The following is a 12,703-nucleotide window of genomic DNA, read 5'->3' as shown; positions in this document are numbered from 1 at the left end:
ATTAATCCTTTCTAGTTAAGTTGGCATATTCGATTAGTAATGTTTTCACACCAACTTCACTAAATTCAACTTTAACACTATCGCTTGTAATATCTAATACTTTACCTTCTCCAAATTTCTTATGAATAACAGCATCACCAATTCCATAATTAGTACTTACAGCATTCTTAGGTTTATCTGATATTTTAATTTTTGGACTAAGTCTACTAATAAATTTATTTGCTTCTTCAACATTTGAGCTAGTAGACTCAAATGAAGTTCCAAAAGATGATTCAAAGTGCATAAGCTTATTAGGTACTTCATCTAAAAATCTAGAACGTTTATTCATCTTAATAGAACCAAATTGCATACGTCTATTAGCATATGACATAAATAGTTTTTCTTTAGCACGTGTAATTGCAACATATGCTAAACGTCTCTCTTCTTCCATCTTATTCTTCTCATCAGCACTACTTTCCGCATCACGAATTGAAGGGAATAGATTTTCTTCAAGTCCCATAATAAAGACTACTTTATATTCTAATCCTTTTGCGGCATGAACAGTAGATAACACAACAGAATCTTCTTCATTTTCATCATCAGCGTCAGATGTAAGTGACATTTCAGAAATAAAGTCAATAAGACTATCATTCATACTTGAGAATTGTTTAGCTGAAGACACTAATTCAGAAATATTCTCTATTCTACTTTCAGCATAAGCATCATTTGATTCTTTTAGCATATTTTCATATCCAGAATCTTTATAAATACCAATAATCAACTCATCAATTGAGTATTTATCAGTTTCCGAATATTTTTCTATTAGATTTGTTAATAAGTGGACATTAGTTGTAATTTTCTTAGATACCCCTACTGCCTCTATATTTTTCAAAGCATCAAATAACGATATACCATATTGTGTTGCATAGTTGTCAATTTTTTCCATTGAACTTGCTCCAATACCACGTTTAGGAACATTTATAATTCTTCTTAGACTAAATTCATCATCTCTATTAACTATAACATTAAGATAAGCTAGTAAATCACGCACCTCTTGACGTTGTAAGAATTTTAGAGATCCAATAAGTTTATATGGTATACCAAAAGATAAACAAGAATTCTCCATTTGACGAGAAAGATAGTTTGCACGATATAAAATAGCAATATCCTTATACGATATACCTTCTTTTTTCAATTCTTGAATTTTTTTTGCAATATCATCTGTTTCATCTTTATCATTTGAAGCAGCGTATACTGATATTTTACCTCCACCTTTGTTTTCAGACCATAGAGCCTTTTCTTTTCTATCAGTATTATTTTTAATTACCGCATTCGCAGCATCTAAAATAGTCGAATTAGAACGATAGTTTTGATCTAAGAAAATTAGCTCAACATCTTTATAATCTTTTTCAAAGTTAATAATATTATCACTACATGCACCACGCCAACTATAGATACTTTGATCATCATCCCCAACAACACATACGTTTTTATGGATTTCTGATAACATTTTAATTAATCTATATTGAATTACGTTAGTATCTTGATACTCATCGACATGAATATATTCAAATTTATTTTGATAAATAGCTAGTACTTCAGGGAATTTCTTAAATAGTATAATAGTTTTTAACATAAGGTCATCAAAATCAAGTACACTATTTTTCTTTAGATATCTTTGGTAATGAGCATATATTTCAGCTACGTTTTTCATATATCCAAAACGTGATTGTTCTCTCATAGCCTTTACAGTAGTCATACTATTTTTCGCATTTGAAATTATTTTTAGTATATTAGCTGGTTGATATGAGTCTTCTGAAAGATTAAGATTTTTAACAATTGTTTTTATAATACTTTTTTGTTCACTAGTATCCAAAATTGTAAAGTTTTTATTGTATCCTAATAGTTCTATGTGTTGACGTAGAATTCTTACACACATTGAGTGGAAAGTATTTATCCAAATGTATTTAGAAGTTTCTCCTACTAATGCATAAATTCTTTCTTTCATTTCTTTAGCTGCTTTATTAGTGAATGTTATTGCTAGTATATTACTTTCTAATACATTTTTCTCAGCGATTAAGTATGCAATTCTATTAGTTAATACACGTGTTTTCCCACTACCAGCACCAGCTATAACCATTACTGCACCATCAGTTTTTAAAATAGCTTTTAGCTGATTGTCATTCATATTTTGTACAAAATTCACAGTTATTTCTCCTATTTTTTCTCTAGTTATATTTTATCATACTTTCAAAATAAAAGGGAGTGACTCAAAAATCTTGATTTTTGTAAAATCGATTTTATTGAGTCAGTCCCTCTATTTTTATTTAGTTTGTATATAGATTATAAGAATATTGCTATAGCAGAGATAAATCCACTAGCTAATATAATAAAAATCATTAACCATAATACAATTTTAAATAATTTTTTATTCATATATATTATTCTACCTCACCTAATGTTTCAATCCCTAAGTCAAGTTCATCGATGTCATCATCTTCATCATTTTCTACAACTGAGTCAGTTTTTTTCCCAGTTTTATTCATCATTTCTTCCCTAACAAGACCATAAATTTCATTGTAAAGTTCTTCATTTTCCTCGAAAACTTTTTTCACATTTTCACGACCTTGTCCTAAACGCTCTCCATTATAAGAGAACCATGATCCAGATTTATTAATAATATCTAAATCAACTGCAAAATCAAGAGTTTCTCCAATTTTAGAAATTCCTTCACCAAACATAATATCTACTTCTGCAATTTTAAATGGTGGAGCTACTTTATTTTTAACAATTTTAATTTTTGTTCTGTTACCTAAAATTTCACTATCAGCACCCTTAATTGCTTCACCTTTACGTACGTCAATACGAACTGTAGAATAGAATTTCAGTGCACGTCCACCAGTTGTTACTTCTGGGCTACCAAACATTACACCTACTTTTTCACGAAGTTGGTTAATAAATAACGCAATAGTATTTGCTTTATTAATTTGACCAGTTAATTTACGTAAAGCTTGTGACATAAGACGAGCTTGTAAACCAATATGGTTAGCCCCCATAACTCCATCGATTTCAGCTTTTGGTACTAATGCTGCAACTGAGTCGATAACGATAATATCAATAGCTCCTGATAAAATTAATTTTTCAGCAATATCAAGCGCTTGTTCTCCGCTATCAGGCTGAGATAGGAAAAATTTACCTGGTGTAAAATCAACACCTAGAGCTTTTGCATATTCGATATCAAGTGCATTTTCAGCATCTATAAATGCAGCAATACCACCTGTTTTTTGAACTTCTGCAATTGCATGTAAAGCTATTGTAGTTTTCCCTGATGATTCTGGACCATAAACTTCAACAATACGACCTTTTGGATACCCTCCAATTCCTAAAGCTGAGTCAATCGCTAATGAACCTGATGATACAGCTTCAACTTTAATCGGATTTTCAGATGAAATATCCATAATAGCACCTTTACCATATTCTTTTTCAATTACTTTTATGGCTTCATTAATAGCGGCTTGACGTGCTTTTAAATCGTCTTTTTCTATATGAGTGACTTGTTTATCTTTTGATTTTTTTGCCATTGTTTTTCCTTTCTGCTTATTCTCCAATTACTGTAGTTAAAGTTCCAATACCTTCAACAGTGATTTTAATTTCATCACCTGTTTGTAAGAATCTTGGTGGGTTTTGCGCTGCACCTACTCCTGCAGGTGTACCAGTAGCAATGATGTCACCAGCTTCAAGTGGAACAATTTTACTAATTTCCGCCAATACATCATCAACTCTAAATAACATTTCTGATGTCATAGCATTTTGTTTAATTTCTCCATTAATTTTTGTTACGATACTCATTGATTCAGGTGAACTAACTTCATCTTTAGTTACTAGATAAGGACCTACAACTGCAGATTTTTCTAATGATTTCCCTAGGAAAAATTGTCCATGTTTGTATTGTAAGTCTGTAGCTGTAATGTCATTCATGATTGTGTAACCAAAAATATAATCTAAAACTAATGGTCTTAGTATGTTTTTACCTGGTTTAGATATTACTACAGCAAGTTCTCCTCCGAAGTCTAAGCTATCTGTAATATTTTTATGAGATGGAACTACTTCATTATTTCCAGCTAGAGCTGTTGTTGCTTTCGTAAAGATAAGAACATCCTTAGGAGTTTTAGCAAGCTCATCGCCAAGTTCATTAACATGAGCCTCATAATTGTGTCCAACACAAAGAATATTTTTTGGTGTTCTTGTAATAGGTGAACGCCAAATTATTTTATCAAAGGGTACTTTATAACTTTCAGCTTTACCACTTTCTTCAACTAATTTTAGTACTTTTCTAATTTTTTCAATGAAAGAAACTCCATATATTTCAATTGCTTCCCTTAAAGTCGCAGGTATTTTATCAGTATTATCAAAATCTTCTAGTACTTTAATTAGATTCCATGCACTTTCTTCACGTTTTACTTTTACTCCATATAATTCATTATCGTTATAACTGAATGATAAAAATTTCATAGTTGCCTCCTCGACTGTTATAATTTCTTTAAGTTATTATACCATACTTTTAGTAATATTACTATAGAATAATTCAAAAAAATTAAGTTATCCGTATATTCATTTATATAAAATAAGGATAACTTAATAATTTATAAATTTTTTTTCAAATTGTTTATTACATCTTTTGGAATACCTAATTTTAACAGTCTTTCTTCAGATGCTTCTTTAATTTCTTCAATTGAAGAAAATGTTTTAAGTAAGAGATTTTTTCTCACTTTTCCAATACCTTGAATATTGTCCAAACTAGAGTTATACATATTTTTAGTTTTAATTGCTCTATGATAAGTAATAGCAAACCTATGCACTTCGTCTTGTATTTGTTTTAAAAACAGATATTCTGCTGAAGTTTTTGGAAATTCAATTATTTCGTAGTCATCAGTAATAATATACTCTGTTATATGTTTATCATTTTTTGCTAAACCAATAATTTTAATTTGTGTTAATCCAAGCGTTTCATGAACAATCTCTATCGCAGCATTAAGATGGTTTTTTCCACCATCGACAATTAATAATTCTGTATTAGTTTTCTTATCTTTATAGTTTCTATACAAAACTTCTTTCATCGTCTGAACATCATTTATTCCCATAGATTCATCGATTTTAAATTTTCTATAGTTATATGTATTTTTTTTACCATTTGTAAAATTTACTTTTACCGATACGGCATCTACCCCCATAATATTCGAGTTATCAAATGCATCAATACTATCTATTGATTTAATACCTAGTTTCTCAGCTATGTTATTTAATGTTACTTGTAATTTACGTTCTTTTAATTCTTCAATTGCTAAATTATTATCTAAATAATATCTAGCATTTTCTTTTACTGTATCTAATATCTTCCTATGATTTCCTCTTTTTGGAATTATAATCTTACAATCAACTACAGTTGATAATAAATTATCATCAACTTCATCAATATAGATTTCTTTAGGTAATTTATTCATGGCATAGTATTGAATTAAATAAGAATATAAAATCTGATCTGGACTATCGTATAGATTAAAATATTCAACTTTACGTTCAATAATATTACCTAATCTAGATAAAAATATTTGAATACAGATATAATCATTATTAAAACTATACCCTATGTAGTCGCGATCTATATTATTGCTATCTGCAACAACTTGATTCTGTACTGAAACCTCAATAGATTTTATATAACTATGAATCTGACCTGCAGCTTCAAATTCAAGATTTTTAACATGGTCTTGCATTTTATTATTCAAGTCTTCTAAAATTTCTTTAGTATTACCTGTCAGAAATGATTTTATTTTATTAATCTGAGTTTTATATTCATCAGGTGTAATCTTTTTAGCGCATGGCCCTATACATTCACCTATTTGATAATACATACATGGACGTTTTTCTACAGGATTACACTTTCTAAGTGGGTATATTTTATCAAGAATCTTTTTTACTTCCATCGCAGATTTGATATCAACATACGGCCCAAAATAAATATTTTTATTACTCTTTTTATATTTTCTTGTCATTAATAACCGAGGATGTTCTTCCTTAGTAATCATCAAATAAGGGTAACTCTTATCATCTTTTAATCGAATATTAAAGTACGGTCTATATTTTTTTATTAAGTTGTTCTCAAGTAATAATGCTTCCTTCTCTGAGTTTACTATAATGTATTCAAGATCTTCAATTTTTGAAACTAAAGTTTGTGTTTTTTTATTGTGAGTCCCAGTAAAGTAACTTTTTACTCTATTCTTTAAATTTTTAGCCTTACCTACATAAATTATTTCTCCAATGTTATCTTTATATAGATAACAACCAGGATTATCTGGAAGTAATTCTAATTTTTTTTGTAATGTTAAATTCATTATTATCACCATTTAATTGTATATTAACTTTTTAAAAAAGGGAGTGACTCAAAAATCGTGATTTCATAGAAATCGATTTTGTCGAGTCACCCCCGCACAGTTTATTAGATATCTAAAAAGCTTACCCAAAGCGAATTTAGATATCAATAAACCACTGCGTCTATGAGTTCTCATGTAAACTATTTTTAAAATCTAGTACTTTCGAGTCAGCACCTTTCATTATCATTATCTAGCTATTATCTCTTCTGTCATTATTATTTATATTAGTTGAAGAGTTTGTATTTCTTGAAGATGAATTATTAGAGTTATTATCATTATTTGTTCTAGCATCAGTATCAGAATCTTCTCTTGAAGTTTTTTTCTCTTTTCCTTTTGAAATTATAATTTCAAGTGATTCCTCACTAGGAATTATACTAGATCCACTTCTTATACTTTGAGAAATTACTGTACCAGCTTCTTTATCTGAGTATTCTTCTTTATAAGAAACATTTTTAAATCCATAAGAAGCAATTACACTTTCAGCTCTACTACTATCTTCACCGACTAAATTAGGCATAGAAACTTTTTTCTTACCACTTGAAACTTGAATAATTAGTTCTTTCTCTTTCGGAACTATTTCTGTACCCGCTGGGATATTTTGAGAAACTACTTTACCTGTATCAAATCTGTCGCTTTCAACTTTTTCAACAGTAATATTCTTAAATCCTAGTTTCGATGCGTTTCTTTTTACATTATCTTCATTCATACCAACAAAGTTAGGCATATCAACAGTTTTCTTACCAGATGAAACACGTAAATCAACTTTTGATCCTTTTCTGACTTTTTTACCAGCCTTAGGATCACTATCAATAACTGTTTTTTCTTTTACATCATCACTAGCAACTTCAGTAATATCTCCAACTTCTAAGCCAGCTTTAACAATAGTAACTTTTGCTTCCTCTAAAGTCTTATTACGAACATCAGGTGCAGAGACACTATTAGCACCTATTAAATAGTTATATGTGAAAAATGCTCCAACAATAATTGCTACAATTGCTAGTATTGCTAAGAATATATGTTTAGCCTTAGAAGTTTGCTCCTTATCATTTTTCTTACTTACACTATTATAACTATTTTTATACTGCTTATTCTGATATCCCCTATTGTTATTGTTATTTTGTCGTTGATTCTCTTCATAATCGTAATAATCATCTTCTTCATTATAATTATTATAATCTGAATAACCATGAGGATTATCAATAGGATTTCTATCAATATATTGAGTTTGATTATAGTTATTATTTTGAGCTGGTTCTGTTGGTATTTTGAATCCTGTGTATTTATTTTCATGTAATCGTTCTGGATTTAATACAGTACTTAAATCTTCAAATAACTCCTTCGAACTTATATATCGTTCATTAGGGTTTTTCATTGTAGCATGAAGTACTATATTTTTTACACTTTGAGGTACATTATCTCTATATTTATCGATATCAGGAAGCTCTTCTTGCAAATGTTTTAAAGCGATAGCAACTGCTGATTCACCTTTGAAAGGTATTTGACCTGTTATCATTTCAAAAATAAGAATACCAAGAGAATATATATCACTTTGAGCTGTAGCAACATTCCCGCGAGCTTGTTCTGGAGATAAATAATATACAGTCCCTAACATTTGATTTGTTTGAGTCAATGTAGTATCTCCATATGCTCTAGCAATACCAAAATCTGTAATCTTACATGTTAAATTCTCATTCATTAAAATATTCTGAGGTTTAATATCTCTATGAATAATACCATTCTGATGGGCATGACTTAGTCCCGCTGCAACTTGCTTCGCTATATGAACAATTGTTTCGATAGGAATACGTGGATTTTTTATCATGTAGTCTTTTAAAGTCATTCCTTCTACATACTCAAGTATTAGATAGTAAAATTCTCCTTCGTTCTCCACGTCATAAATAGATACTATATTAGGATGAGAAAGACTAGTTACTGCTTTAGCTTCTCTATTAAATCTTTTTACAGCATCTTCATCATTAGCATCAATTTTAAATGTTTTAATAGCTACTTGTCTATCTAAAATCGTATCATAACCTAACCAAACAGTGGCCATTCCACCTGTACCTAGATGATCTAAAATTTTATATCTATTACATATAATTTTATTTATCATGGTTTACACCCCCTAGATTTTTTATTATAGCTACAGATATATTATCTATTCCTCCGCGATTTACACACAATTCTATTAGTTTTTCTACAGATATTGATAATTCATTATTTCTAACTATATCTTGAATTTCTTCGTTTTCTATCATGTTTGTTAAACCGTCAGAACATAGTAAAAAATAATCATAGTTGCTTAAATCATCAATAAACGTGTGTAAATTAATATTATCTCTTGTAGCTAATGCTTGAGTTAGTACATGGCGTTCTGGATGAGTTTTTGCTTCTTCTTGTGTTATAGCTCCGGCACTTATTAAGGCTCCAACAAATGAATCTTCTACAGTAACAACATTCATCTCATTATCTTTAGTCAAACCATACGCGCTACTATCACCAATATTATAAACAACAACTTGATTGTCAAATGTAGCTACTGTGACAATAGTAGTTCCCATTTTTTTATTCTTTTCTTGTGATTTATTAAATAATTCTAAGTTCAATTTTTCTATTTTATCACAAAGCCAATTTTTCATATTATTAAAATTGGCAAACGTTAAATCTTGCCATTCTTTTTCTAAAGTCGACACGATATAATTACTTGAATATGCTGCATTACTATGGCTCCCTACTCCATCACAAACAACTGCAAGGACTTCTCCTTGTTTATTCTTTGTAACACTAACTGCATCTTCATTTTTTTCTTTTCTTCCCTTATTACTATTATACGAATATACTAGTGGCATCTGGAATTCCTCCTTTTACCTCTTCCTTACGTTCTTTAGCACGAAGTTGTCCACAAGCTGCATCTATATCATCACCTTGTGTTCTTCTAATTGTCACATTAACTTTATTTTTCTTAAGCACTTTTTCAAATGCAAATATATCGCTTTTACTTGTTCTAACGTAGTTACGTTCTGGAACATAGTTAATAGGAATTAAGTTAACATGACAGTTTAGACCTTTAATAATCTCCGATAATTTCTCTGCATGTTCTTTTTGGTCGTTTACTTTACCCATTAGACCATATTCAAAAGTAATACGACGATTAGTAGTTTCTTGATAATATTTTAAAGCTTCCATAAGCTTATCAATATTATAAGCTCTGTTTACTGGCATGATTTTACTTCTTAATTCATTAGTAGGTGCATGTAAAGAAACCGCGAAGTTAATTTGAACTTTTTCATTCGCAAAATCATATATTTTTGGAACTATTCCAGAAGTTGAAACAGTAATGTGTCTAGCTCCAATATTAAAACTTTCATCACTATTTACTATTCTGATGAAATCCATCATCTCATCGTAGTTTTCAAATGGTTCACCAATACCCATAATTACGATACTAGAGATACGTTCACCTTTTTTATCTAATTCTTGTTGAACTTTTAACACTTGAGAAACTATCTCACCCGCTTCTAAATTACGTTTTAAACCACCAAGTGTTGAAGCACAGAAAGTACAGCCGATACGACATCCTACTTGTGTTGTTACACAAAGAGAATTTCCGTATTTATTTTTCATAAGTACACTCTCAATTGTATATTTATCTTGTAGCTCAAATAAGAACTTCATAGTACCATCAGCTGATTCTTGTTTAATTATTGTTTTTAAAGTTGTAATTTCGAACTCTTCAGCAAGTTTTTCTTGTAATGATTTAGGTACATTTTTCATTTCTGAAAAGTCTGTAACCCTCTTTTTATATAACCAATCATAAATCTGCTTAGCTCTAAATTTCTTTTCACCAATACTAACAATATACTCTTCTAATTGATCTAATCTTATAGAATATATTGACATTTTATCGAAATCTTTTAACCATCTAGACTTTTTATAACCTTTAAAATCTGAAATTAACATTTTGCCTCCATTTTTTTAAGTTTTGCGATAAAAAAACCATCGCAACTATACTCATCTGGTAATATTTCTAATACACCATTTTCTCTCGATTTAACTATACTATTGTTTAAAGTTATATTCTCTAAACTAAAATCTTTGTTCTCTTTTAAAAACTTCTCGATATTTTTTATATTTTCTCTCTTATCTATTGTACAAGTAGAATACATAAGTGTTCCACCTTGTTTAACATAATTTTTGCTATTTTCTAAAATTTGATATTGAAGTTTCGCAATATCTTCAATATACGCATTAGTAATTTTATATTTTATCTCGGGTTTGTTTTTAATAACCCCTATCCCTGAACATGGAACATCACATACAACTATATCAAAATTTTCAATAAATGAATCATTATTTACTGTTGCATCTTGTTCTTTAACTTGAATATTTGTTATATCAAGTTTTTCTTTGTTATCTTCGATTAACTTAAGCTTATGTATATATTTATCACATGAAATTAAAGTAGAATTAAAATATTTACTAGCTATATGTAGACTTTTTCCACCAGGAGCAGCACAAGTATCTAGTATTTTATATTCTTTATCTAGTGACAAACCAATTGATGATGCCACTAACGCACTTGCCTCATCTTGTATAATATAATATCCTTTAGTAAATAAGTTACTATCTAAGTTTAATTTATTTAAAATAAGACTATCTTCACAGATTTCACTCTCGCTAACCGCATCACCTAATTTTTCTATTAGCTCTTTCTTAGTGATTTTTAAAGGATTATATCTAATACTATTTTTACTCTTCTCATTAAAAGATAAAACAATTTTTTGAGCTTTTTCTACTCCGTATTGTTCTTTAAGTATATTGTATAATTCGTTAGGACAACTATTTTCTATACAGAATTGCTCGGCTTTATTTTTATACTTAAGATCTAAATTACTAGCATGTCGTTCAATATTTCTAAGAATACCATTTACGAATTTTCCTGTGATATTACCTGCAACTTTCTTACTTAGTTTAACAGCTTCATCAATAATTGCGAAATTTGGAGTTTTATCCATATACAGTAATTGATAAATGCTCATTAATAGGATAACTTTAACCTTTGGCTTAACCCTACCTTTTGAATAGCTTTTAAGAATATGTTCAAGATATATTTTATTCTTTATAGTGCCGTACACTACTTCACTAATAAATCTTTTATCTTGTTCTTGAACCTTATGCTGATTAAAGTACTTATTTAACGTAATGTTGCTATAACCATCTTCTTGAATAATTGTATAAAGTACTTCATAAGCAATATGTCTAGCATTAATGCTACTCATTTTCTTCACCTAAAATTGTCCCTACATAATCTTTCTTATTAGATAAGAAATTAACTACAGGCATACGCTTTTTACCAGATACTTGAAGTTCATGTACTTTTAGAACTGTACCATTTCCACATAAAACATAGATATTTTTCTTATCTTGCTTAATTATAGTTCCTACTTTACTATAACTAGATTGTTCTTCTAACTCAACAACTTCACTAGACCAGATTTTTAACACATTACCATCTAAGTAAGTAAATGCACCTGGCGTAGGATCCAATGCGCGAACTTTATTAAACACTTCTCTCGCTGATGTATTCCAATCTATCTTCTCATCTTCTCTTAAGATATTTCTTGCAAATGTAGCTTGCTCGTCATCTTGTTTTTCAGGTGCAATGTCACCACTAAAAATTTTCGGTAAAGTTTCATTTAGTAAATCACGACCAGCTACTGAAAGTTTATCATGTAATGTTTCATAGTTATCACTATCTAAAATATCAACTTCTACTTTTGAAATCATATCTCCTGCATCTAATTTTTTAACCATATACATAATAGTAATACCTGTTTTCTTATGATCTTCTAATATCGAATATTGAATAGGTGCACCACCACGTAATTTAGGTAATAATGACCCGTGAACGTTTATACATTTATGTTCTGGGATTTCTAAGATTTTGTCTGGTACAAGCTGTCCATATGCAGCTGTAATAATTATATCAGGGTTTAAATCTTTTAATGTATTATATGTCTCTTCATCTGTTGATATTTTTTCAGGTTGTAATACCTTAATATTATTCTCTAATGCGACAACTTTTACTGGCGGTGGTGTTAACACCTTTTTTCTACCAACTTTTTTATCTGGTTGGGTAATTACTAAATCTATCCCATAATTTTCAATTAACATTTCTAAAACAGGAACAGCAAATTTTGGAGTCCCCATAAATACTATTTTTTTATTGTTCATTTATTTCTCCTAATAAAGAATTTAATCTTATTAATTATATCATATTTTCTTATATTCTT

At 29.3% G+C, this 12,703-nt stretch carries 9 protein-coding genes; all 9 read right to left on the bottom strand.

The annotated features are described in order from the left end of the window. Window position 1 precedes the first annotated feature (1 nt). Complete coding sequence (locus tag O5Y44_RS00555) at window positions 2-2,185, bottom strand: ATP-dependent helicase (RefSeq protein WP_371465142.1); 2,184 nt, start codon at window positions 2,183-2,185, stop codon at window positions 2-4. A 235-nt stretch (window positions 2,186-2,420) separates the two neighbouring features. Next, window positions 2,421-3,560, bottom strand: a complete 1,140-nt coding sequence (gene recA / locus O5Y44_RS00550) for a recombinase RecA (protein WP_048802663.1) — start codon at window positions 3,558-3,560, stop codon at window positions 2,421-2,423. Between the two features lie 16 nt (window positions 3,561-3,576). Further along, on the bottom strand, window positions 3,577-4,491 hold the full coding sequence (locus O5Y44_RS00545) for a fumarylacetoacetate hydrolase family protein (RefSeq protein WP_371465140.1): 915 nt from the start codon (window positions 4,489-4,491) through the stop codon (window positions 3,577-3,579). Between the two features lie 131 nt (window positions 4,492-4,622). Further along, a complete protein-coding gene (uvrC, locus tag O5Y44_RS00540) occupies window positions 4,623-6,371 on the bottom strand; it encodes an excinuclease ABC subunit UvrC (RefSeq protein ID WP_371465139.1) in 1,749 nt (582 codons plus the stop codon). A gap of 229 nt (window positions 6,372-6,600) precedes the next feature. Continuing rightward, window positions 6,601-8,523, bottom strand: coding sequence for a Stk1 family PASTA domain-containing Ser/Thr kinase (gene pknB / locus O5Y44_RS00535; RefSeq protein WP_371465138.1), 1,923 nt, complete (start codon window positions 8,521-8,523; stop codon window positions 6,601-6,603). Beyond that, window positions 8,513-9,259: a protein phosphatase 2C domain-containing protein gene (locus tag O5Y44_RS00530; RefSeq protein ID WP_371465137.1), complete on the bottom strand. Its 747-nt coding sequence runs from the start codon at window positions 9,257-9,259 to the stop codon at window positions 8,513-8,515. The genes pknB and O5Y44_RS00530 overlap by 11 nt, the downstream gene beginning before the upstream one ends. After that, complete coding sequence (rlmN, locus tag O5Y44_RS00525; RefSeq protein ID WP_271987343.1) at window positions 9,237-10,370, bottom strand: dual-specificity RNA methyltransferase RlmN; 1,134 nt, start codon at window positions 10,368-10,370, stop codon at window positions 9,237-9,239. Before rlmN ends, O5Y44_RS00530 begins: the two co-directional genes overlap by 23 nt. Next, window positions 10,364-11,689, bottom strand: a complete 1,326-nt coding sequence (rsmB, locus tag O5Y44_RS00520; RefSeq protein ID WP_271965370.1) for a 16S rRNA (cytosine(967)-C(5))-methyltransferase RsmB — start codon at window positions 11,687-11,689, stop codon at window positions 10,364-10,366. Before rsmB ends, rlmN begins: the two co-directional genes overlap by 7 nt. Further along, window positions 11,682-12,644: a methionyl-tRNA formyltransferase gene (fmt, locus tag O5Y44_RS00515; protein WP_271965371.1), complete on the bottom strand. Its 963-nt coding sequence runs from the start codon at window positions 12,642-12,644 to the stop codon at window positions 11,682-11,684. Before fmt ends, rsmB begins: the two co-directional genes overlap by 8 nt. Window positions 12,645-12,703: the final 59 nt, after the last annotated feature.

Origin of the sequence: Gemella sp. 27098_8_155, from assembly GCF_041433725.1 — a bacterium.
Taxonomy (GTDB): domain Bacteria; phylum Bacillota; class Bacilli; order Staphylococcales; family Gemellaceae; genus Gemella; species Gemella haemolysans_D.
The sequence above is the reverse complement of the archived record's forward strand: the minus strand, read 5'-3'. Positions and strand labels throughout refer to the sequence as shown.